Origin of the sequence: Pseudomonas indica NBRC 103045 (assembly GCF_002091635.1) — a bacterium.
Classification (GTDB): Bacteria; Pseudomonadota; Gammaproteobacteria; order Pseudomonadales; family Pseudomonadaceae; genus Pseudomonas_M; species Pseudomonas_M indica.
In genome coordinates, this window is sequence record NZ_BDAC01000002.1 from 21,336 (window position 1) to 44,285 (window position 22,950).

General features: G+C 65.5%; 21 protein-coding genes and 1 pseudogene. 14 read left to right on the forward strand and 8 right to left on the reverse strand.

The features are described from left to right. Positions 1–371 precede the first annotated feature (371 nt). Positions 372–1,457 (forward strand): annotated as a pseudogene (locus tag PIN01S_RS27525) (cache domain-containing protein); the annotation flags it as partial. 126 nt (positions 1,458–1,583) lie between these two features. Continuing rightward, positions 1,584–2,312, forward strand: a complete 729-nt coding sequence (locus PIN01S_RS27530) for a methyl-accepting chemotaxis protein (protein WP_439958242.1) — start codon at positions 1,584–1,586, stop codon at positions 2,310–2,312. Between the two features lie 103 nt (positions 2,313–2,415). Here PIN01S_RS27530 and PIN01S_RS02680 read toward each other — a convergent pair whose 3' ends face one another. After that, on the reverse strand, positions 2,416–2,628 hold the full coding sequence (locus PIN01S_RS02680; RefSeq protein WP_084333597.1) for a DUF2934 domain-containing protein: 213 nt from the start codon (positions 2,626–2,628) through the stop codon (positions 2,416–2,418). 194 nt (positions 2,629–2,822) lie between these two features. Here PIN01S_RS02680 and PIN01S_RS02685 point away from each other — a divergent pair, with 194 nt between their 5' ends. The 3 genes from PIN01S_RS02685 to PIN01S_RS02695 all read left to right on the forward strand — a co-directional run bounded on the left by PIN01S_RS02685 (position 2,823) and on the right by PIN01S_RS02695 (position 4,325). Beyond that, a complete protein-coding gene (locus tag PIN01S_RS02685; protein ID WP_084333598.1) occupies positions 2,823–3,284 on the forward strand; it encodes a helix-turn-helix transcriptional regulator in 462 nt (153 codons plus the stop codon). A gap of 19 nt (positions 3,285–3,303) precedes the next feature. After that, positions 3,304–3,714: a VOC family protein gene (locus tag PIN01S_RS02690; protein WP_084333599.1), complete on the forward strand. Its 411-nt coding sequence runs from the start codon at positions 3,304–3,306 to the stop codon at positions 3,712–3,714. Positions 3,715–3,779: 65 nt separating this feature from the next. Next, positions 3,780–4,325, forward strand: a complete 546-nt coding sequence (locus PIN01S_RS02695) for a DUF4256 domain-containing protein (RefSeq protein ID WP_084333600.1) — start codon at positions 3,780–3,782, stop codon at positions 4,323–4,325. 154 nt (positions 4,326–4,479) lie between these two features. On the opposite strand, the gene PIN01S_RS02700 is transcribed toward PIN01S_RS02695, so the two are convergent. Further along, positions 4,480–5,496, reverse strand: a complete 1,017-nt coding sequence (locus tag PIN01S_RS02700; RefSeq protein WP_084333601.1) for an AraC family transcriptional regulator — start codon at positions 5,494–5,496, stop codon at positions 4,480–4,482. A 134-nt stretch (positions 5,497–5,630) separates the two neighbouring features. On the opposite strand from PIN01S_RS02700, the gene PIN01S_RS02705 reads away from it, so the two are divergent. The 3 genes from PIN01S_RS02705 to PIN01S_RS02715 are packed head-to-tail and all read left to right on the forward strand — an operon-like array spanning position 5,631 to position 8,283. Further along, entirely contained in the window at positions 5,631–6,551 is a 921-nt protein-coding gene (locus tag PIN01S_RS02705; RefSeq protein ID WP_084333961.1) for an alpha/beta hydrolase, read from the forward strand. A gap of 4 nt (positions 6,552–6,555) precedes the next feature. Beyond that, positions 6,556–7,419 (forward strand): SDR family NAD(P)-dependent oxidoreductase, encoded by an 864-nt coding sequence (locus tag PIN01S_RS02710; protein WP_084333602.1) that lies wholly within the window; start codon positions 6,556–6,558, stop codon positions 7,417–7,419. Positions 7,420–7,443: 24 nt separating this feature from the next. Beyond that, complete coding sequence (locus PIN01S_RS02715) at positions 7,444–8,283, forward strand: SDR family NAD(P)-dependent oxidoreductase (RefSeq protein ID WP_084333603.1); 840 nt, start codon at positions 7,444–7,446, stop codon at positions 8,281–8,283. Between the two features lie 98 nt (positions 8,284–8,381). Here the strand turns inward: PIN01S_RS02715 and PIN01S_RS02720 are convergent, their stop codons facing one another. From PIN01S_RS02720 to PIN01S_RS02745, 6 genes are all read right to left on the reverse strand, one after another. Next, a complete protein-coding gene (locus tag PIN01S_RS02720; RefSeq protein ID WP_084333604.1) occupies positions 8,382–8,699 on the reverse strand; it encodes a DUF1484 family protein in 318 nt (105 codons plus the stop codon). 612 nt (positions 8,700–9,311) lie between these two features. Beyond that, a complete protein-coding gene (gene tssA / locus PIN01S_RS02725) occupies positions 9,312–10,409 on the reverse strand; it encodes a type VI secretion system protein TssA (RefSeq protein ID WP_084333605.1) in 1,098 nt (365 codons plus the stop codon). Further along, positions 10,406–14,239, reverse strand: coding sequence for a type VI secretion system protein (locus PIN01S_RS02730; RefSeq protein WP_084333606.1), 3,834 nt, complete (start codon positions 14,237–14,239; stop codon positions 10,406–10,408). The genes tssA and PIN01S_RS02730 overlap by 4 nt, the downstream gene beginning before the upstream one ends. Then, positions 14,236–15,003, reverse strand: a complete 768-nt coding sequence (locus PIN01S_RS02735; protein WP_084333607.1) for a DotU family type IV/VI secretion system protein — start codon at positions 15,001–15,003, stop codon at positions 14,236–14,238. The genes PIN01S_RS02730 and PIN01S_RS02735 overlap by 4 nt, the downstream gene beginning before the upstream one ends. A gap of 15 nt (positions 15,004–15,018) precedes the next feature. Then, positions 15,019–16,350 carry a type VI secretion system baseplate subunit TssK gene (gene tssK, locus PIN01S_RS02740; protein ID WP_084333608.1) on the reverse strand — a complete coding sequence of 444 codons (1,332 nt, stop codon included), beginning with the start codon at positions 16,348–16,350 and terminating at the stop codon, positions 15,019–15,021. A gap of 55 nt (positions 16,351–16,405) precedes the next feature. Then, a complete protein-coding gene (locus PIN01S_RS02745; RefSeq protein ID WP_084333609.1) occupies positions 16,406–16,876 on the reverse strand; it encodes a type VI secretion protein in 471 nt (156 codons plus the stop codon). A gap of 209 nt (positions 16,877–17,085) precedes the next feature. On the opposite strand from PIN01S_RS02745, the gene tssB reads away from it, so the two are divergent. From tssB to tssG, 6 genes are all read left to right on the forward strand, one after another. Further along, positions 17,086–17,643 carry a type VI secretion system contractile sheath small subunit gene (tssB, locus tag PIN01S_RS02750; protein WP_084333610.1) on the forward strand — a complete coding sequence of 186 codons (558 nt, stop codon included), beginning with the start codon at positions 17,086–17,088 and terminating at the stop codon, positions 17,641–17,643. Positions 17,644–17,673: 30 nt separating this feature from the next. After that, a complete protein-coding gene (tssC, locus tag PIN01S_RS02755; RefSeq protein ID WP_084333611.1) occupies positions 17,674–19,152 on the forward strand; it encodes a type VI secretion system contractile sheath large subunit in 1,479 nt (492 codons plus the stop codon). 72 nt (positions 19,153–19,224) lie between these two features. Beyond that, complete coding sequence (locus PIN01S_RS02760; protein WP_084333612.1) at positions 19,225–19,722, forward strand: Hcp family type VI secretion system effector; 498 nt, start codon at positions 19,225–19,227, stop codon at positions 19,720–19,722. A gap of 12 nt (positions 19,723–19,734) precedes the next feature. After that, positions 19,735–20,190, forward strand: coding sequence for a type VI secretion system baseplate subunit TssE (gene tssE, locus PIN01S_RS02765; protein WP_084333613.1), 456 nt, complete (start codon positions 19,735–19,737; stop codon positions 20,188–20,190). Then, positions 20,174–21,967: a type VI secretion system baseplate subunit TssF gene (gene tssF, locus PIN01S_RS02770; RefSeq protein ID WP_084333614.1), complete on the forward strand. Its 1,794-nt coding sequence runs from the start codon at positions 20,174–20,176 to the stop codon at positions 21,965–21,967. Before tssE ends, tssF begins: the two co-directional genes overlap by 17 nt. Next, entirely contained in the window at positions 21,931–22,950 is a 1,020-nt protein-coding gene (tssG, locus tag PIN01S_RS02775; protein ID WP_084333615.1) for a type VI secretion system baseplate subunit TssG, read from the forward strand. The genes tssF and tssG overlap by 37 nt, the downstream gene beginning before the upstream one ends.

Here is a 22,950-nt window from a genome sequence, read left to right on the forward strand (position 1 = left end):
ACGACCCGGCAGCCTCATCAACTGCCAAGCATGCCGCTGCTCTCGATAGCCAGCGGTATGCGGGAGCAGCGAATCGCAGCGTACCCCATAACAGGCCAAGCCCACCCGCCAATACGTAAGCGGAGTCGATCAGCACGCAAAAAACAGCCGGAACAGCGGCTCGCAACTGCGAGTACCGGGCAGTTCGGCGATCGCTTGCTCGATGGCAAGCTTCCCGCCCGCCAGCATGCGATCGATACCGCTCGGCGGATCGACTGGCTGCGACTACCTTCCTGACTCAAGCTGAATTTCTACGCGCCGATACTGTGGTTTAGAGGCGGCGCCCCCTCGATATCCCCCAAAACGCAACACCGCCCTCCTGTGGAGAGCTCATGAACATAAAACAAAAACTGACCTGGGCCTTTGCGACAATCGCCTGTATTCCCGTGATCCTGGTTTCGGCCATCGTCATATACAGCCTGCGAACGCAGGCCGAAGAGCAGTTCCTGGATGGCAGCGGGCGGGAAATCCGCCAGATCGAAAACGCCATGCGGATGTTCTTCGACGCCATCAGCGAGAACGTCGAGTACCTGTCCAAACTCCCGGAAATCGTGGCGGCTCCCGCCCTGAAGAACTACACGTCCGCCGACGCGGCGGCGACACCGCTTCCCGAGAGCAACCAGGCGATGCTGGCCCTCTTCACCCGGTATGCCAGTGCGCACCCCACGACGGCCTACCTTTCCTATGGCCGGGTGGATGGCGGCTACGCCATCTGGCCGGACGACCCGAAGCTGAACAGCTATGACCCCCGCGTTCGCCCCTGGTACAAGACGGCCATTGCCGCGCCTGGCCAGACGGTTCGCAGCGGCGCTTATTACTGGCCGGCGGACGATGCCGTACTGATCGGCACCGTCCGCACCGTGAACGATGTCCAAGGCAACCTGGCCGGAGTCGTCGGCGTCGACGTCTCGCTCAAGCAACTGACCGACCTGATCAAGCAGATCAAACTGGGCGAGAGTGGCTACATCATGCTGGTGGAAAATGGCGGCAACGTGCTCGTGGACCCCAGCAACACGGAGCACAACTTCAAGTCCATCGCGGATCTCGGCCCCGGCTACGACCGGCTGGCAAACGCGGAAGGACGGGTGGACGTCGAACTGGACGGCAAGCGCTACATGGCCAACGTCTGGCCATCGGCAGCCCTGGGGTGGCGCTTCATCGGACTCATCGAGCGCGACGAAGTCATGGCCAAGGCGAACGGCCTGACCTGGCAGATCGGCCTCGTCACCCTGCTGCTCGCAATCTGCTTCGCGGCGGTCGGTGCGGTCTTCGCCCGCATCATCGTCGGGCCGATCCGCAGCGTGGCGAACGGACTGGAAAATGTCGCGCAGGGCGAAGGCGATCTGACCCGCAGCCTGGAGGTGCGCGGCAACGATGAAACCTCCCTGCTCGCCAAATGGTTCAACCAGTTCCAGGGCGCCATCCGCCAACTGGTGCAACGCATCGTCGAGGCATCGGCCGCGCTACGGCAGACCTCGGATACCACCGCCCGCGTCGCCGAAGACATGAGCGGCACGGCGGAACGCCAGCGGGAAGCCGTCGAGATGGTCTCGACCGCCTTCAACGAGATGGTCGCCACCGCCAACGAAGTGGCCCGCTCCTGCAGCGAAGCCGCCGCATCGGCGGATGCGGGCCAGCGTCAGGCACACACCGGCCAGACCCAGATCGAAGAGGCTACCGGCAGCGTCTCCCGGCTCAGCGAAAACCTCTTGCAGTCCACCCAGGCCATGCAAGTGCTGGAACAGGACAGCCAGAACATCAACGCCATCCTCGACACCATTCGTTCGATTGCCGAGCAGACGAACCTGCTGGCGCTGAACGCTGCGATCGAGGCAGCCCGCGCCGGCGAACAGGGCCGCGGGTTCGCGGTGGTGGCCGATGAAGTACGGGCCCTGGCCAAACGCACCGCCGACTCGACGGGCGAGATCGACGGCCTGTTGGGTGGGCTCGCGAGACGCACCCAGGACGTGACCCGGCAAATGCAAAACAGCCTGGAAATGTCGCAGGCGTGTGTGGACCGGATTCGCATGGCGAGCGAGAGCTTCGAACAGATTCGCCTGTCGGTCGACCACATCCGCGACCAGAACACGCAGATCGCCGCCGCGGCGGAGGAACAGCACCAGGTCGCCGAGGACATCAACCGGCATATCGCGCAGATCCAGGACAACGCGCTGCTGGTCGAACAGCTCGCCCAATCGGCGCACCGCGACTCCCAGCACCTCTCCAGCCTTTCCAGCGAACTGCACGGTCTGGTCGGACGCTTCCGGACCTGACCCAGAAGCGCTCAGCGTACACCGCCGCAGGTCATGAGCCGCGGCGGTGTCTGTTCAGGCATACGCTCCACGATTGGCTGGACGCCGAGACGCAAGAGACCGGCTAAGAGCGCGAGCCCCGCTTGGGCATAGGTGGCGCGACGTTGGATTCGATGCCACCGCTGAACGACTCCGACGCATCGCCCAGCGGTTGTTGCCGCTCGGCCTGCAATTGCTCACGAGCCTGCGCCCAGAAGCGTTCGGCCGAACCCTCGGGGCGGCCCTGTTTTTCCCAAAGTGCATAGGCACGTTGGCGGATTTCGCTGTCATCGACCATGGTGCTCCTCCTCGGAAATTTGACCTGCAGGTTCTAAGACGACCACTCGCCTCCGCGGTAGTTGAGCCATCCCGCCCCTGCTTCGACGAAAGGCGTGCAGGGCTTTCACCGGCAAACCTCACCCCTGCCCCGCAGCCGCCTCTGCTACGGAAAGCTGCTACCCTTTCGACCCGGGAAGGCTGAGGACAATGCCGATGACGCAAGGAACGACTCCATCGCAGCGCCTGGGCGAACTGGTCAGGTTGCGCCGCGCGCGGGATCGCATCGACCGCGACTACGCCCAGCCGCTCGACGTCGAAGCGCTGGCCCGCGGCGCGCACATGTCCGCCGGGCATTTCAGCCGCCAGTTCCGCCTGGCCTATGGCGAATCGCCCTACTCCTACCTGATGACCCGCCGAATCGAGCGTGCCATGACGCTGCTGCGCCGGGGCGACCTCAGCGTGACCGACGTATGTTTCGAAGTGGGCTGCTCGTCGCTGGGCACCTTCAGCACCCGTTTCACGGAGTTGGTGGGTGTGTCGCCGAGCGTCTACCGCAGCCAGTCCGCACTCGCCACCGAAGGCATGCCGCCTTGCGTGGCCAGGCAAGTCACCAGACCGATCAGGAATCGAGAAGCGCCGGCACACAAACGCAGCCAAGCTGTCGCCTCCCCCTAACCGCTCAAGGACTCTGGCTATGAACCTCTCCATCCACTCGACCTTCCTTCCCCACGACGACCCGGAAGCGTCGCTGGCGTTCTACCGCGACCTCCTCGGCTTCGAGGTGCGTAACGATGTGGCCTATGGCCCGATGCGCTGGATCACGCTTGGCCCTGCCGGCCAACCCGGCACCTCCCTCGTCCTGGCTCCGCCAGCCGCCACGCCGGGCATCACCGACGAAGAGCGCCGCACCATCGCGGAAATGATGGCCAAGGGCACCTACGCCATGATCATCTTCGCCACCCCGGACCTGGATGGCACCTTCGACCGCCTGCAGGCCCGCGATGTCGATATCGTCCAGGAGCCGATGGACCAGCCTTACGGCGTTCGCGACTGCGCAGTGCGCGACCCGGCCGGCAACCTGATACGGATTCAGCAAGTGCGCTGACGCCGAATCCAAAGCACGTGCCCCGCCACCGGGGCACGCTCCCGACCACCAACCGACTCCACGCCATGAAAGCCCACGAACGAGACGAACTGCTCACCCTGTTGAAAGCCCGCTTCGAACAGAACATGCAGCGCCACCCAGGCATCGCCTGGGCCGACGTCCAGGCCCGACTCGAAAACAATCCCGGCGCCCTGAAATCGCTCCAGGCCATGGAAGCCACCGGCGGCGAACCGGACGTGATCGGCCACGACACGGAAACCGGACGATTCACCTTCTGCGATTGCGCCCCGGAAAGCCCGACAGGCCGCCGAAGCCTCTGCTACGACAACGCCGCCCTGGAAGCACGAAAGGAACACAAACCACAAAACAGCGCCGTCGGCATGGCCAACGAAATGGGTATCGAACTGCTGACCGAAGACCAATACCGCACGCTACAAACCCTGGGCGAGTTCGACCAGAAGACCTCCACCTGGCTCGACACCCCATCCGACGTCCGCTCCCTCGGCGGCGCCCTCTTCGGCGACCGTCGCTATGGGCGGGTGTTCGTGTACCACAACGGGGTGCAGTCGTATTACGCGGCGAGAGGGTTTCGGGGAGTGGTTGGGGTGTGAGTGTTGATACGGCATGAGCGTTTCTGCTGAGCGTAACTGCCGGCAAAAATCGTCCACTTGCGGCCACTCAATGGGCCACTCAGGGCCTGAAATCCCGAGGCCGATCAGAGACCGGCATGCTCTCGAAGCCTCCCTAATTCCACCGGCTCCCCGCTCAGCAACTCTCCGAGTTGAGTTGCCTGGCCTCATGGGGCGACCTTCCGCTCCACTCCTTGAAGGCGCGAGTGAAGGCGCTGTGCTCCGAATAGCCCAGCAGCATGGCGATATCCACGATTTGCAGGCGTGGATCACGCAGGTACGACAGCGCCAGTTCGTGGCGGACCAGGTTCAGCTCATGGCGAAAGCTGGTGCCGGCCTCTTTCAGACGGCGCTGTAGCGTGCGTGACGAGATGCGCAGCTGGGGGCTTATCCGCTCGATGCTCGGCTCACCTTCGTGCAAGGCATGGCTGATGGCCTTGCGTAGCTGTTCCACGAACTCATCCTGCTGTGGCAACTGGGCCAGCAGGCGATCCGCATGTTGTTCCAACAGGGAGACCAGCGCCGGGTCGGGGCTCTTGAGGGGCAGTTCGAGCAGTTGCGCGGAGAAACGCAGGACCGCCTCGGCCTGGCCGAAGCGTACCGGACAGCCGAAGAAGGCTTCGTACGGGCTGGTGTCGAGGGGGCCGGAATGATTGAAATCGACCCGCAACGGGTTGGCCGTGCCGCGCACGAGGGCGCGGCAGAACTGCACTATGGCAACCATACCGGTTTCGTTCACCAATGGCCCTGGCTGGTACTGGCTGACATCCCAGACCAGTTCGAACCAGCCGTCGCCGTCGCGGCGAGTCATGGGGATGACGTCGTACACCAGGCGAATGTAGCGCTCCAGGCGTTGCAGAGCCGTACCGAGATTGCCACAGGCCAGCAGCACCGAGCCGAGCACACCGATATGCCGGGCGCTGATGGTTTGACCGACGTGTAGGCCCAGCAGCGGATCGTCCAGTGCCTGCGCCGCTGTCACCAGCAGGCGATCCCAGCACTCCACGTCAACGCCGCCGATCCCCTCCTGGGCAGGTGTGGGCCAGGGCTGGCCAAGCACCGACTCGGGCTCATGGCCATGCGCCTCCAGGTACTCATAGAGCAGTTGCACGTAGGTCTCGGGCACCACGCGCCTATACAAGGGCTGGCTCATCGGGCCTCTTTGGGTGGGTTGGCCTTTTGTTGTTTGGCGCAAAGTGTCAAGCGGGGCGTCGGATACCGTCAAGCCTTCCCTACCGGCAGCGGCCGAGAATGACGGCACTCCAGCCATTCCAGCGGATGCCGTTCATGAACACGTTCACCGACCATCTGGCACCAGCGACAATCCAGTTCGTCTCCAACGGCTCGCGTTGCGTTGCCGACTTTTACCGCCCACTGGGCGCCGGACCTTTCCCGGTGGTGGTGATGGCGCATGGGCTTGGCGGGACGCGCAAGATGCGCTTGCCGGCCTTCGCCGAGCGCTTCGCCGACGCCGGCTACGCCTGCCTGGTGTTCGACTACCGCCACTTCGGCGACAGCGAGGGCGAGCCGCGCCAACTGCTGGATATCGACCGCCAGCTCGACGACTGGAAAGCCGCGATAGCTCACGCCCGCAGCCTCGCGGATGTGGACCCGCAGCGGGTGGTTATCTGGGGCACCTCGTTCGGTGGCGGCCATGTGCTGGCCACCGCCGCCGACGATGCCGAGGTGGCCGCCGTCATCTCCCAATGTCCCTTCACCGACGGCCTGAGCTCCATTCTGGCCACCGAACCCCTGGTGTCACTTCGCCTCACCGTGCTGGCCCTGGCCGACCGTATCGGCTCATGGTTCGGCGCCAAACCCATTCTGGTACCGCTCGCCGGTCAACCTGGCGATACGGCATTCATGACTTCGCCGGACGCCTGGAGTGGCTATAACGGGCTGATCCCGTCAGGTGCGCATATCCGCAAAGAGGCCGCTGCGCGCTTTGCCCTGGACATCATTCGCTACTACCCCGGGCGCAGTACACCTCGTATCCAGGCCCCGGTGCTGTTTTGCGTGTGCGATCCCGACAGCGTGGCACCGGCGAAGCAGACGCTGCGTCACGCCCGGCGCACGCCACGTCATGAGATCAAGCGCTATGCCCATGGGCACTTCGATATCTATGTGGGCGAAGCCTTCGAGCAGGTGGTGGATGATCAACTCGACTTCCTCCAGCGCAACGTGCCAAGCATCCCAACGAAGAGATAAGAATATGTACGACCTTCAAGGCAAAGTGGTGCTGATCACCGGTGCGGCTGGCGGTATCGGCGCCGCCAGTGCCCGCGAACTCTATGCGCAGGGCGCCAGCCTGGTGCTGACCGATACCTCGCAGGAGGCGGTGGACACGCTGGCCCAGGAGTTCAACAGCCAACGCGTGTTGCCGCTGGCGTTCGACGTCACCGACGCCGAGGCGGCGAAGGCGGTGGTGCGGCAGGCGGTCGAGCGCTTCGGCCGTCTCGATGTGGCCTTCGCCAATGCCGGCATCTCCTGGCGGGGCGTACCGGCGACCCTACGCACCTGCGACGAAGCGGAGTTCCGCCGCATCATCGAGGTGGATCTGTTTGGGGTGTGGCATACCATGCGCGCCGCACTGCCGGAGGTCGTACGCAACCGGGGCCAGGTGCTGGTCACGTCGTCTGCCTATGCCTACTTGAACGGCATGGCCAACGCGCCCTATGCCGCGAGCAAGGCGGCGGTGGAGTCGCTGACCCGTTCGCTGCGCGCCGAGTTGAGTGCGACCGGGGCCAGCGCCAGCGTGCTCTATCCCGGCTGGACGGCGACCGCCATCGCCAAGGTCGCCTTCGGTGGCAACGCCATCGCCACCCAGATGAACGAGACCCTGTTGCCGGCCTTCCTGCACCGAGCGATTGCGCCGGAACAGGTGGCACGTGGCGTGGCGCGCGGGCTGCAAAAGCGCCAGCCGCGCATCGTTGTACCGGCTCGCTGGGCGCCCATCTCCCTGATGCGCGGCCTGTTCAACGTTCTCACCGACTGGCATCTGGCACGCCATGCCCGCCTGCACCGGCTACTCCACCAGTTGGAAGAAGAAACCGTTCGCAGCCAGACCCCAGGTTGATGCCCACTTGCTTAAGGTTCACCCATGAAAAGCTACTCGCTGAACGACCGCGTCATCGCCATCACCGGGGCCACCGGGGGCCTCGGCAGGGCCGCCGCGCAGGCTCTGCGCGACAAAGGCGCGAAGCTGGTCTTGCTGGACCTCGATCTGGATAGCCTGAGCGCCATGGCAGCCACCCTGGGCGGGCCTGATGTCGCTGCCGGTTGGGTGGCCAACGTGCGTTCGATTGAGAGTCTGGAAACGGCGCTGAGGGAGGCCGCGCAGCACTTCGGCGGAATCGATGTGGTGGTCGCCGGTGCTGGCGTCAGCTCGGTGGTCGCCCTGGAGTACATCGACCCCGCCACGTTCGACCGGGTCATCGATATCAACCTCAACGGCGTGGCGCGCACCTTCCGCGCCGCGCTGCCCCACGTGAAGGCGCGCCGGGGCTATCTTCTGGCCATCTCGTCCATGGCGGCTTTCGTCCATTCGCCATTGAACACGGCCTACACCGCCAGCAAGGCCGGAGTCTGGGCCCTGTGTAACAGCTTGCGGCTGGAGCTTCGTCAGCACGGCGTGGGCGTCGGCTCGTTGCACCCGACCTTCTTCCAGACGCCGATGATGGAGGCGGTCATCGATGGACCGTCTTCCACCCTGGTCTGGAACAACCATCAGGGGATCTGGCAGTTCGTCGCGCTGGAGCAGGTGGTGGTCGCCCTGGTGGACTGCATCGAGCAGCGGCATGACCTGGTGACCGTGCCACGCAGCCAAGGGCTGGTGGCGCAAGCGCCAGGCTTGCTGCGCCGGCTTATCGAGTGGATCGGTTTCGACGCTGGAAAAGTCGCCGAAGCGGTAAGGCTCAGCGGTGAAGGCAAGTCGGGGTGACAGCCTGAGCGAATGACGCCTCTGGCCGATTGCTGCCGGTTCCCACCGGCAGCTTCGGGTCGTGTGTATGGCTACGTTGCTTCTGCTGAGCCCCTGCCCTACACCACCCTCTCCAACCCATCCATCGCCTGATTCAGCTTGTCCTGAAACGGTTGCAGCAGACAGTGCAGCAGGCAGCCTCGAAACTTGTGGTCGTCTGAGCAGAACAGGAGTTCGAGCAGTACGCTCAGAGCGCCGCCGAGGTCGTTGAGGATTTGTTGGGTGTCTTGGAGTTTTTGGATTTCGCCGATGAGGGCGGCGAGTTCGTTGAGGTGGGTGTCGAAGTGGTTGGCTTTGAGGAGTGCGCTGTCGGCGCCGCGAAGTGTATTGAGGGAGGTATGCAGGGATTCGAGGCGTGAAAGGAAAGTGCGTTGCATGGCGTTGTCCTGATGCTCAAGCTCCGTCGCCACGGTCCCATCACAGGGGCAACCACGGCACGGCATAAAAAACCGCTCCGAAGCGCGGTTTCGTTTGCCTGTACATCGAGACGCCAATCCCGAACTGCCGATTTTGCGACAGCCCGGCAAGCCTATCTCCATCTGCCGTACCAGGCAACCTGGAGTTCGGTGCCTGTGATGCAGTGGGGGTTCATCGCGAGCAGAGCTCGCTCCTACGTAGAGCAGAAGCCGGACCTCGGGGTGGGAGCGAATTCATTCGCGATGACGAAGCTGAGTGTGTACCGGTTCGCGAATGAATTCGCTCCCACGGGTTCGGTGGCATGTTCACCCGCTTTTGTAGGAGCCAGCTCTGCTGGCGAAGCACCCTCAGCACTCCCTTTTCATAACATGCGATTCGGACGGCGCGAACGATTTGATCTAGCGGAAGCGAGTTTCAGTCAGAGGGTTCGAATTCAGGCAGGCAAGTAAAGAAAAAATGAGCACACTCGCTGAATCTAAAGATTTTCCTTGGCGAGTGAAAAAATCTTACCCATCAGGGGCAGGTACCCGAGTCGGCAAGTGCTCGAAGCCCAGCGAGCCGAAGCGAAGTGATTAGGGCAACACCCCCAACAACGCCCACACTCTGCGCGATTCCGAATCCGCGGTGATCAGTTCGCCGAGCAGTTCGCTGAGGGGTTTGTTGCCCCACTCCACGGCGCGTTTGATCAGGTAGGGCACGGGGCTGTGGGGCTCGGTCTTGGCCAGGTAGTCGGCGATCAGCATCAACTGGCGATAGGCGTCTTCGCGGCTGCTGGGGGTGGCCAGGACCATCGGGGCGGCGGGTATTACCACCCCGCTTTGCTGCGTACCGGCTTCCGTGTTTTCCGGTTGTTCGGTGACGACGGGCAGGATCGACGGTTGCGGGTGCATGGCGATGAACTCCTCCATGAGCGCGGTCAACTGGACGATGACGTCGCGCAAGGGGCTGCAGGTGGGCGAGCTGTCGCCCAGATGGGTGTCGCTCCACGCTTCGAGACGTTGCAGCGAGTGGGTGGCGGACTCCAGGTTGGCCCGGCAGCGCTGGAAGTACGCCAACGGAGCAGCGCGCACCCGTTCGTCGAGTTTCTGCTGGGCGTGCCGGGCGGCTTCGGCGTCAGCCTTGGCGGCCTTGTTGTCGCCGCTGAGGACCTGCCGGTGCTGGAGCTGTTGCCAGTCGTTGAGGGTGTAGCTGCCGAATTCGTCGCTGGTGATCTCGAACAGTCGCAGGCGCGTATGGAGGATTTCCGCATAGCGGCGGTACAGCCAGTCGAGCGGCGTGGCCCGCCACGATTGGTCGCCCTCCTCCGCCTGGGGATGCAGGTCGTCCGGGTACCGCTCACACAGCCCGACCAGCAGCAGCAGCGCCTGCTCCAACCCTTCCAGCCCGCGTCGGTGCAGCCAGGCTTCGCCCAGCCAGGCGGCGATCATCAGGTCCTTGCTGCGCTTGAGCAGGAGGTCGCTGGCCAGTTGCTCCACCAGCGGCCAGTCTCCGCGCTTGATTTCCGCTTGCCAGACGCCGGTCGGCAGGCTGGCGTCGTCTTCGCGGCGGGCTTCGCGCAGGCGGTCGTAGTCCGCGTCATAGCGCGGGTTGGTGCCGCAGGGTGCGGCGTCCGACAGCGGTTGCAGCAGGTCGTCGAGCGACGGCTGCGGCGGGTGCATGGGCAGACTCATGGCATCACCTCGGAACGGGCCAATGGGGCCGACAGGGTGGAGTCGACGAAGGGCGAACGCGGCGCACGCACCGGTAGCGGCTGCACGGAGAGCGGCGCCTTGCCGCCCTGGGCCATCAGCGAGACGCGCATGAACATCTGCGCATAGGTGTCGGTGCTGTACGGGGCGTAGACCGGCAATTGCAGGGTCAGGGGGAAGTCGGTGTAGTCGACGCTCGGCTGGCGCTGTACCGAGATGTGCGACCGCACCAGCCGCAACAGCGCCCAGTGGCCGGTGTATTCCCAGCCGGCCTCCAGATCGGCAACCGCCAGGTTCGGTTGCAGCGGGTCGTTCGCCGGGCGCTGCGAGCCATTCTTCGCCCAGCGCAGGACCAGCTTGACTGGCTCGCCGATGGCCCAGCGCAGGCGCTGGTTGTCGTCGCGCGGGTAGACGATGGCCTGGCTGCCGGATTGCAGCTCCCAGGCGATCACCTGGTCGGCGCCCCGCTCTTCGGCACGGTCGGTGCGCCAGCGGGCTTCCATGTCGAAGCCGAGCATGCCTTCCTGATCGCGCATCAGCAGCGGCGCCAGCCAGTCGCGGGCTTGTTTCAGGCGGGCGAGAAAGTCCTGCGCCGCCAGCACGTCCATCGACTGGCTGAGGCGCAACCCCTCCTCCGCCGGGGTCAAATTTTCGTCGATCAGCCGCAGCAGGTAGCGCACCCGCTCGGGGTCGGCGTCGGCCGCTTCGGTGCTGTAGGAGAACGGGAAGCGCCCGGCCAGGTACTGGTCGAAATAGTCCGCCAGCCGGTTCCAGGCCAGGGCCGCGCGTTGGCGCTGAAGAATTCCGCAGCGCTGCATGGCCTGTCCATGGAGGTCCTGGCCGAGCCGGGACAGGTCGTCGACGCCGGGGATCAGGTTGGCCCCCCGGAGCACGGTGGCGCAGGAGCCGGCATCCATCTCGACCAGATCGCGGCTGGCCAGTTGCTCCAGGGCCGCGGGTGAGCTGGCCGGGTTCTGTGCCTTGTACTTGACCATTTCCTCGCTGAGGGCGACGAGCCGGGAGACCACCTCGTAGTCCGCCAGGGATAACGACTGCCGCTGCATTTTCAGCCAGTCCAGCGCGGCCGCGTGGTCCTGGGTGGTCTTCTGCATGACGGCGAACTGTTGCGCCAGGCTCTGTTTGAGGTCCTGCGGATCACTGGCGCGGAACAGTTGCAGGCCGAGGTTCTTCGTGCCGTCCCAGGCGCTCAGGTCGAAGCGCTGGCGCAGGACCGGCTGCGCCTCGATTTCGTTCTGGGCACGACGCAGGTCGGCCAGGGCGCGCTGGTTGAGGTTGCGCAGCAGCGCATCCGACAGGTCCGGGCGCCGCAGTTCGGCGAACGCCTTCTGCAGTTGCAGCGCCTTGTCTGCCGGGACGTCGAAGGTCTGCTCGTAGCCGGAGCGGGCGACCGTCGGCGTGGCGGGTTCGAGGCGGCTCCACATGGCTATGGCTGCAGCATTCTTGGCGGCGTCGAGCAAGGCGTTGCGGTAGTCCGGCGGTATCTGCGGCAGCTCCTGGTCGACATAGTCCTTGTAGCTGTCGAAATAGCGCAGCGCGGCGCCCATGCCGTCGCCATCGATGGTCAAACCGTAGCGCGCACCTTCCTCACGCTCCTTGCGCAGCGCGCTGGCCACGAAGTCGCGGCGGAACAGCCCTTCGATGGCCTTGTCCAGCCCCTTGATCCCGTCTTCCAGGTCCACCGTGCCGTTGCCTTGCTGGACCAGCAGGTTGTCGTCCATGCCGGCCTGGGCGACCCATTGGTCGCGGAAGCTCTTTTGCAGGTGGGCGGCTTCCTGGTTGATCGCCTGTTCCACCTGCGGACCGAGCAGGACGCTCTGCCGGACACTGTCCAGCATCGCCCGGTAGCCGGGCACCAGATCGCCCCCGGAGCCCCGGCTCCAGGTCGAGTTGGTCACGGCGATCAGGCTGTGCAGGTTGTCGATCAGGCTGTTGATCTCTTCCAGCTCTTCCAGCGAATTGCCGGAGCCGGCTTGCAGGTTGCGGGTGTACTGGCGCAGGTAGCCGGCCGGACGGCTGAAGTTGTCGGCGACGAAGTAGCGGGTCAGCCAGAGCCGCATGAGCTGCTCGAAATGCTCGGTGATGTCGCCGCGCTTGGCCTGGAGGTTCAGCGGCGTCATGCCGGCGGGAGGCGCTTCGCTCAGCAGGCGGTTGTAGAAGGCTTCCTTCGGCAGCGTACGGGCATCGAGGTCCAGGCTCAGGGCGCTGTTGGACAGTTGGGCGAGGTCGTCCAGCGGGTTCTTGCGGTTGCCCAAGGCCAGGGCGAGCCATTTGTTCTGCTGCTCGATCTGCAAGGCGCCTTGCAGCAGGGCGTTGGCCTTGACGTAGGTTTCCCAGCTCTCGGGATCGTCGCCGTCGATGTTGGAGCGTCGTCCGCTGTTGCGGATCTGCACCAACGCGCGCAGATCGGCGACCAGCACATCGCGCAACGGCTGGTAGAGATGATGGCGGGCGGCACTTTTCAGCACGTCGTCCAGGCGCCCGTCCAGGCCGGAGAACCAGGAGGTGGGATAGGCCAGCGAGCGGTAGTGCCAGCGTGGCGCCCGTTGCAGGAGGTTCCAGAAGGTCTGGACGTTGTGCCGGGTCATGGCCTCGCGGTTGGCATCGCCTTCGATGGCCAGGTAGCCGTTCTGCGTCTGCTCCAGCAGATCGGCCAGGGCGTCGGCATCCCGCGAGGCGTCGTGCCAGACCCAGAGCATGGCAACCAGCCAGAGCACTCCGAACAGCGCCGCACTGGCGCCCGCGACGCGGTGCCAGCGCTGCCGCAGCCGGAGAATCCGCGGGACGGCCTGGGCCAATCCCTGTTCGGCGAGAATCCGATGGCGCCAGAGCGGCCGGGCGAAGCGGGCCTGCCCCGGATGGACAACCGTATCGGGGCCAATCGGTGCCGCTGGATCGTCGTCGGCCGGCGACAGGCTGGCTGTGAAATACAGACCGCGCAGACGCGGCGATTCGCCCAGGGCGTTGCCCTGGAACACCGGGTCGAGCAGTGCCTGGAGGTTCCCGCGCATCGCCTCGAACTGCTGCGGCAGGTCATACAGGTCTTCGCTCACCTGCCCGGACAACGCGCCAATCTCGATCACCGCCTCGGACAGCGAGCGGCTCACCGCATCCACCGCCATGTCGCTCCAGTGCGATTGCCAGACGGCGTCCAGGGCGAAGGGCGACGACCAGCCGAGCATCCGTTCCGCCGCATCCTTGGGCAGGGCCGCGAGCAGCTCCTGGAAACCGGCGACCTCTTCCATATCGGTCACCACTACGTAGACCGGCAGGCTCAGCCCGAGCCGCTGCAACAGGTCGATGAACTTGCGCCGGGCCACCAGCCCCTGGGCCGATGCTTGCTCACCGCTGTGCAACAGCGTGGCGGGAACGCACCAGATCACCCCATCCAGCGGACGCCGCGCACGCAGTCGCAGCAACAGGCCGAGCAGGCGCCACCAAGCTGTCGCCTGCCCCGCCAGCCCTTCGCCGGGCATGAACAACGCATCCGGCACCACTAGCACGGAGCCGTCGCTGTCCGCCCACCAGCGGCCGAACCAGCCGGCCTTGCCGGTCGGGCTCAGGTGCCAGCCGGCGCACAGCTCCGCGCCTTGGCGCTCGTCGCCGAGCATCAGCAGCCAGGGATTCTGGTAACGGTCATGCAGGCCCTGATCGTGCTCCATGCTACGTACCGCACTGTAGAAGCTGCGAGTAGCGGAGCCCGCCTGAGTACGCAACCACCAGACCAGCGCGCCCAGTGCGATCAGCAGCAGGAGCACGCCGACCACCAGCATGACGATCGCCGGCAGGCTCATGCGCTTTTCTCCGCCATCAGGGTGTCGGCCAGATGCAGCACGGGTTCCAGTTCGCCGGCGATGTCACGCCAGAACAAATGGCCGACCAGGGTCAGCACCACCACCAGCCCCAGGATGCCGAGCCCCAGGCGAAAGCCGTCCGGCAATGAGCGGCGCACCGGCAGGCGTTTCGGCTCCACCGCCACTGGCCGTTCCAGCAGGTCGGAGACATCGGCGAAAGCCGGGTCGCGCTGCCAGGCGAAGGCGAACAGCGCATGCCGCCATTTCTCGTGCAGCGCCTGGCCGCGCTCGCCACGCAAGCGGCCATGGAAACCGAGGATCAGGCATTGCAGGTAAACGTTGGCGAGATCGCGGGTGGCCGGTGCGCGCTCGTCGAGGATCTTCTTGATGGCGACCGGCAGCCGCTCGCCGGCGTTACGGCTGCGGTACAGGCGCGCTTCCAGCGGCTTTTCCTGCCAACCCGCCTGCCCGGCCCAGGGGGTGAAGACCAGCGTTTCATCGAGCAGCGCAACGAACGCGTAGACCATCGCTTTCACCTGCTCGCCCGCGGAGTCGCCCACCTTAGCAAAGGCGCTGCGCCACAGACGACGGGTCGCCCGGGTCGCCTGCTCGGCGGTGCGTGCTACCAATTGCCCGTCGCTGTCGTCGTCCTTCTCCAGCTCGTGCCAGACCTCGCGCCACTCGCGCCAGGCCTGCCTGAAGGCCGCACTCAACGAGGACTCATCGAGCCCCCCCATGCTCTGGCCAATCTTCCCTCCCGTCATACTGCATCCTTTTCTCTAGACGGTATCGTCCGCCGCCATGAACAGCACCACCTGCCAAGGCCCGATGCCCCCGCCGCTGCCCGGTTGGACGATGCGCAGTTTCTGCTGCGGATCGAACCACTCCCCTGCCGCCTGCACGACGAACAGCCGGGTGTCTTCGCCGACGCTGTAGGCCACTTGCTCCTGACGGCTCATGGCCTGTTGCGGCAGGCCGCTCATGCGCTGCCGCGCGAGGGTGGCGATATGCGCTTCGGAAGCGATGATCGCCCGCCCCAGCCATTCCGCGGCGACATGGTCGCTGGCTCCCGCCGGCATCCTCAGGCCGATCACCAAGCGCTGGCGCGGCTGGTCTCGGTCCGGCAGTTGGAGGTGGAAGCCCTGGCCGTCCTGTTCGAACGGGATGCTGCGATAACCGGCCCGGACCCGTTCCAGCGTCCCCCCGAGCCAGTTCAGGACCTCCGTGTAGCCGCGCTGCAACTCCAGGAAGTCCAGCGGGGCGAATGCGGGCACCCCGGCAATCGGATCGAGCGCAGACCAGGAACCGGCCATGCCGGCCAGCAGCGCATGCAGGCTAGCCGGTGTGGCGACCCGGCTGTTCAGTGCCGCCTCCACTTCGGGCAGGCGCGCCCAGAGCGCGGCCAGTTGGTGGCGGATTTCGTCGGCATCGTCGCGGTTGCCGGCTTGCTGCGCATTCCGTAGGCGGCCGGAGAGGAACAGGCATTTTTCCCGTGCGCGCCCGCACAGCGCGGCGACCTGCTGGCCGAGCGGGGACTCAGGCAGGATGCGCGGGGTCGGCGGAACGTAGGAAAGCTGCACGTAACCGCCGCCCTGCTTGCCGACCTTGAGCAGCGGCAGGCAGATCGAATCGGCCTTGTTGGCATCGGTGGTCAGGCGCGCATTCGGGCGCCAGACGACGATCGGTTCGGGGTGTTCGCCGCTGGCCAGGTCGGGCACCGCATCGCCCACCGCCGAGGTGAGGCGCCCGTTCAGCGGAAGCAATTGCCCGCCCCGCCACAACGGGCTGACGGATAGATACACGGTGACCGAGGGTTGGCCGGAGGCGGCGATCGCGTCGGCCACATCCAGCTCCAGCGCACCGTCGCTGGCGAGGTTCAGGCGGACCGGCAAACCATCGGGCAAGATCGCATCGACGGCGGTCACCCGGACCTTGCCGGCGCAGAGCGCGGAGGGATCGATCTCGAACTGCTCGACACCCCAGAACCAGGGGTTGCAGGCCTTGGCGAAGTGAGCTGCGAGCGCCTCGGCGCGCAGTCCTTGCAACTGGAAGTGCTGGGGCAGCAACTGCATGCCTTCGTGCCAACACACCACGTCCGGTAACGCGCTCATACGACTCCCTTCACATCACGACGGCGACGCCGTGGAGACCTGCAGCCGCTCTGTGTCAGCGTTCTTCGCCGCTCAGCAGCCGCATGTCCCTGCTCTCGAACTTCAACCAGACCATGCGCTGGTCATCCAGACGCAGTCGGTGGACCCCGGGTGTGTTATAGCCGGCAAAGACCAAAAGTCCAGCCGATGGTTCGCCGGCCAGCGGAAAGTCGTTGGATTCCATGAATTGGCCCGGCACCAGCTCCAGGCTCCAGACCGAGAGCTGCGTGCGGTAATCGCGCCGGAACTGTTCGCGCTCGGCGAACCACTGCCGGGCGGGGATGCCGGACAGCTGCTTGAGCAGCTCGGCATCGCGCACCGCGATGAAGTCCACGGCGATCGGCGTGTTGTCGTTGGCACGCGCCGCCACGTCCAGCCGCAGCGTGTCCAACTCCACCTTGGGGTCGAACAGAGAACAGCCGGACAGTGCCAGAAACGCAGCCAGAACCGGAAGAACACATACGAAAAACGAACTTCCCTGCCTCATTCGGACTTCCATCGAAAAAATTCAACTTGCGTTTTTATAGACCTGTCCTAGCGTCTTGGATAGTTCGTCGTGCGACGAATCGGAGGGATCGCCAGCGACAGCGACGGGAAAGCCCCACCCTGTCGAGTCTGTGGTCCAGCAAGGGAGTGCGATGGCCAAGGGAAACCGATGCGTTGCGCTCTCGCTCATTGCATTGGAGACAAGCCGCCATGGCCGAAAGTACTCAGCACAAGCTCGACAGGGTCCGCCCGCCCCGCGTGCAAATCACCTACGACGTCGAGATCGGTGATGCCATCGAGAAGAAGGAGCTGCCGCTGGTGGTCGGTATCCTCGCCGACCTCTCCGGCAAGCCGGAGGTGCCGCTGCCCAAGCTCGGCGAGCGCCGCTTCGTCGAGATCGATCGCGACAACTTCAACCAGGTCCTCGCCTCGGTCGCGCCCCGCGCCGCCATCCAGGTCGACAACACCCTCAGCAACGACGGCAGCAAGCTGAACGTCGCGCTGCAGTTCGACCACATCGACGCCTTCGACCCGGTCAACATCGTCAAGCAGGTCACCCCGCTGCGCCGCCTGTTCGAGGCCCGCCAGCGCCTGCGCGACCTGCTGACCAAGCTGGACGGCAACGACGACCTCGACAAGCTGCTCCAAGAAGTCGTGGCCAATACCGAAGGGCTTCAGGAAATCAAATCGGCCCGTCCGGATGCCGAGCCCGCGGCCACCGACGCCGCGCCGGCCGACGGCGAAGCACCCGCCGAACCCCAAGCCTGATCGCCAGCCCTATTCCACGGAGGAGTCGCCATGGCCACCGCCAGCGAACAAACCAGCGAGAGCACGACCCAGACGTTATCCCTGCTCGACCGAATCATCGCCGAGGGCCGTATGGCTCACGATGACAGCCAGCAGGACTATGCCCGCGATATGCTCGCGGAATTCGCCACCCAGGTCCTCGACGAAGGCATGGCCATCGACAAGGACACCGTGGCCATGATCAACGATCGCATCGGCCAGATCGACGAACTGATCAGTGCCCAGCTCAACCAAATCCTGCATCACCCCGACATGCAGAAGCTGGAAGCCACCTGGCGCGGGCTGCACATGCTGGTGCAAAACACCGAGACCAGTACCCGTCTCAAGCTGCGCCTGCTCAACGTGACGCAGAAGGAGCTGCAGACCGACCTGGAAAAGGCCGTCGAATTCGACCAGAGCGCGCTGTTCAAGAAAATCTACGAGGAAGAATACGGCACCTTCGGCGGCCATCCCTTCAGCCTGCTGGTGGGTGACTATGCCTTCGGCCGGCACCCGCAGGACATTGGCCTGCTGGAGAAGCTCTCCAACGTCGCCGCTGCCGCCCATGCCCCCTTCATTGCCGCCGCCAGTCCGCGCCTGTTCGACATGGACAGCTTCACCGAACTGGCCGTGCCGCGTGACTTGGCGAAGATTTTCGAGAGCCTGGAGCTGATCAAGTGGCGCTCGTTCCGCGAGAGCGAGGATTCGCGCTACGTCTCCCTGGTGCTGCCGCGCTTTCTGCTGCGCCTGCCCTACGGACCGGATACCTGTCCGGTGGAAGGCATGAACTACGTCGAGGACGTCACCGGCACCGACCACAGCAAGTACCTCTGGGGCAACGCCGCCTGGGCGCTCGCCCAGCGCATCACCGAAGCCTTCGCCCGCTACGGCTGGTGTGCCGCGATCCGCGGCGCGGAAGGCGGCGGCGCGGTGGAGGGGCTGCCGGCGCATACGTTCCGTACCAGTTCCGGCGACCTGTCGCTGAAGTGCCCGACGGAAGTGGCGATCACCGACCGCCGCGAGAAAGAGCTGAACGACCTGGGCTTCATCTCCCTGTGCCACAAGAAGAACACCGACATGGCCGTGTTCTTCGGCGGGCAGACCGCCAACAAGGCCAAGGTCTACAACACCAACGAGGCGAACGCCAACGCGCGGATTTCGGCGATGCTGCCCTACGTGCTCGCGGCGTCGCGCTTCGCGCACTACCTCAAGGTGATCATGCGCGACAAGATCGGCAGCTTCATGACCCGCGACAATGTGCAGAGTTACCTGAACAACTGGATCGCCGACTACGTGCTGATCAACGACAACGCCCCGCAGGAGATCAAGGCGCAGTACCCGCTGCGCGAGGCGCGGGTCGACGTCACTGAGGTGGCCGGCAAGCCGGGCTGCTACCGCGCCACGGTGTTCCTGCGCCCGCACTTCCAACTGGAGGAGCTGACGGCGTCGATCCGCCTGGTCGCCACCCTGCCGCCGCCGGTCGCGGCCTGACCGATTCTCCGCCGGCACGTCCGGCGGGGATGTTTTCTCTCATAGCGCGCCCACAATTCGGAGTTTCAAGCGATGGATGCAATCATTCTCGACCTCGGCGGCGACATCAAAGGCGACTGTCTGCTGGAAGGCTACCAGGACAAGATCGAGCTGATGTCCTACAGCCACAACGTGGCCATGCAGGTCACCAACGATGTCAGCAACTCGGAACGGACCTCGGGCAAGCCGCATATCGGCGAGTTCACCGTCACCAAGTTCGTCGACAGTTCCACCCCTTCCCTCAACGAATACTGCTGCGCCGGCAAACCCCTGCCGGAGGTGAAAATCCTCGTCGGGCGCAATGCCGCCGAGGGCGACGGCAAGGTGCTGCCGTTCATCATCTACACGCTCAACAACGTGGTGTTCTCCAACGTCAGCGTCAGTGGCGGCGCGGGCGGCAAGCCGGTGGAAACGCTCTCCATGAACTTCACCAAGATCAAGTGGGAGCTGACCGCACAGAAAGACGACGGCACCAAGGAAGGCACCGCCGCCTCCACCTGGGACTTGGCCGCCAACAAGCTCGTCAAGTAAGCCGACAACACCATGGCCGTATACGGGGCAGGAAGTCAGCCGCCGCTGTTCGAGCGGCTGGCCTCGGAAGACGAAGAGGACCACGCGTCGCCGGTCTATGACCGGCACGCGCTGGCGGAATCGGTGCGCAACGAGTTGCAGCGCCTGCTCAACACCCGTCGCGCCAGCCGGCGGCGTCTGCCGCAGTTGAGCATCATCGACTACGGCATTCCCGACTGGAGCGCCCTGCATGGCGAGCGCGGCGACGACCGCCGTCTGCTCGCCCGCGAGATACGCGACGCCATCGCTCGCTTCGAGCCGCGCCTGTCGCTCGACACGGTGGAGGCGATCCCCCTGCCCAACCAGCTCCAGACGCTGAGCATCAAACTGACCGGCAGCCTGCGCGAAGGCGATCGGCGCTGGCCGGTGGCCTTCGTGATCGATACGGCGACGGATGGGCTCGAGGTACGCCATGAGCGACTCGATTGACCAGGAGCTGCTGGACTATTACCAGCGCGAGCTGACCTGGCTGCGGCATGCCGGCGCCCGTTTCGCCGAGCGCTACCCCAAGGTCGCCCGGCGCCTGGAGCTGGCCCCCGGCGAATGCCCGGATCCGCATGTGGAGCGGCTGCTGGAAGGCTTTTCGCTGCTCGCCGCACGCCTGCAACGTCGCCTCGACGATGACTACGCCGAGTTCAGCGACGCCCTGCTGGAACAGCTTTACCCACTGGCCCTGCGGCCGCTGCCGTCCGCTGCCATCGTCCAGTTCGAGCCGGACCCGACCAAGGGCAACCTCGCCGAAGGCTATGCGCTGCCACGGGATACGCCGCTGTTCATCACCACCCGCAGCGGCGAGAGCATCCATTTCCGCACCACCGCCGACGTTACCCTCTGGCCGCTGGAAATCAGCGACGCCGTGCTGCTCTGCGCGGAAGAAGCCCAGGCCCTGACTGGCGTGCCACAGGCCCGCTCGGCGCTGCGCCTGACCCTGCGCAGCCTCGGCGAAACGCCTTGTGCCGAACTGCCCATCCGGCAGCTGCGGCTGCACCTGGCCGCCTCGCCAGTGGTCAACGCGACACTGTACGACCTGATCGGCGCCCACACCGTGCAGCTTCTTCGCGGCCCTGCCGGGACACCGCCGAAGCGTCAGGCAGGTTCGCCCGCACCGGTCGGATTCGCTGCCGACGAGGCCCTGTTGCCCGACGAGGATGGCCTGCATCCCGGATTGCGCCTGCTGGCGGAATACTTCGCCTACCCGGACAAGTTCGTCTTCTTCGACGTGCCCCTGGACATGCCGGAGGATGCGAACGAGGCGCTGGACCTCTATCTGGTTTTCGACCGTGCCCCGGCGGCGCGCCTCAATCTGCAACGCACCGACCTCGCCCTCGGCTGCGCCCCGGCGATCAACCTGTTTCCCCGTACCTCCGAGCCGCTGCGCCCGGATGGCACCCGCAGCGAGTACCGGCTGGTCGCCGACAGCCACCGGGAAAACTCGGTGGAGATCCACAGCATCCGAGCCCTGCGCGCCAGCTCGACGCGCGGCGTACAGAAGGTGCCGGCCTATTACGGCTACCAGCACGGCATGGGCGACAGCCCGCTGTATTGGCATGCGCGGCGCATCAACGGGCTGACGCCCAACCGGCTCGGCTCCGACCTGCTGCTGAGCCTGGTGGACACCGCCTTCGACCCGCTCCGCGACGCCCCCGAATACAGCCTGACCGCCGAGTTGCTGTGCACCAACCGGCATCTGGCGGAAAGCCTCGGCGCGGGCACCCGGCTGGCTTTCGAACGCCCCGGCCCGGTAGCGCGCGCCAGCCTGCGCAACATGCCCAGCCCACAGAGCCTGCCCCGCCTGGGCGGCGAATCGCGCTGGAAGCTGGTCTCGCAGTTGACGCTCAATCACCTCTCCCTGGTGGAGGGCGAGCAGGCCCTGGGCGCGCTCAAGGAAATGCTCCACCTGCACAACCTGCGCGAGGAGAGCAGCGCCCGCAGGCAGATCGACGGACTGGTCCGGCTCGACTGCGAACGGGTTGTCGCCCGTGTCGGCACCGATGCCTGGCGCGGTTGGCGCAACGGGTTGGAAGTGCGTATCGCGGTCGATCCGCAGCATTTCGTCGGCACCAGTGCCGTGCTGTTTTCCGGGGTGATGGCGCAGTTCTTCTCGCTCTACGCCAACGCCAACCGCTTCGTCCGCACGGTGCTGGTCCAGGCCGACAAGGAGATCAAGACGTGGGAGCCACAGGCCGGAATGCCCCTCTCGCTCTGAGCGCGCGCCTGCGCCGCCAGCCGCAGGCGTTCGAACTGATGCAGGCGTTGCTGCTGCTCGAACGCGAGCGACCGGATGCAATGCCACTGGGCAGCAGTACCGTCCCGAGCGGCGAGGCCGTGCGCCTGCGCGGCCCGTTGACGCCGCTGTTCGCCTCCAGCCAGGTGGAGCGACTGGTGGAAGATGGTGAGCCCGTGCCGGTGCTGACCACGCCGGTGTTCGGCCTCGGCGGCCCGGACGGCCCCCTGCCCTACGCCTATCAGGAATGGCTGCAACAACGCGCCCGCCGCAAGGACCACGCTCCGGCGGAATTCCTCGACCTGTTCCAGCACCGCCTGCTCAGCCTGCTCTACCGCGTGCTGCGCAAGCACCGTGTCGCCCTGGGCTTCACCGCACCGGCGGACAGCCCCGTGCAGGCGCAATTGCGCGCCCTGACCGGGCTGCTGCCGCGTCACGTGCGCCAGCGCCAGGCGGTACCCGACGAAGCCTTCCTGGCGCGCGCCGCACTGTTCGCCGGGCAGCGCCGTTCGCTGGCCGGGTTCGCCAGCATCGTCCGCTGCCACTTCGGCGTGGCGGCCCGCCTGTCCGCCTACGAAGGCGCCTGGCGCAGCATTCCGTCCGCCTCGCGCAGCCGTTTGGGCCGCTCGGGGCGCAACCTGCAACTGGGTCGCAACGCCGTGGTCGGTACCCACGTCTGGGACGAGCATGCCGGCATCCGCTTGACCCTTGGCCCGTTGTCGCCTCGGCAGGCATCGTCATTCCTGCCCAACGGTGCCCATCACCGGCAACTCGCCAGCCTGGCCGCGATGTACTTCGGTCCCGATCTCGACGTGTCGCTCACCCTCTTGGTGGATAGCGCCGGGCCCATGGTCCTGGATCGTCAGTCGCCGCCGCTGCTGGGCTGGAACGGTGGCCTGCAACGCCAGGCCAACCCCGCGCAGCAGCGCATCGATATCCGCTTGCAGCAGCCGGAGGTGGCCTGA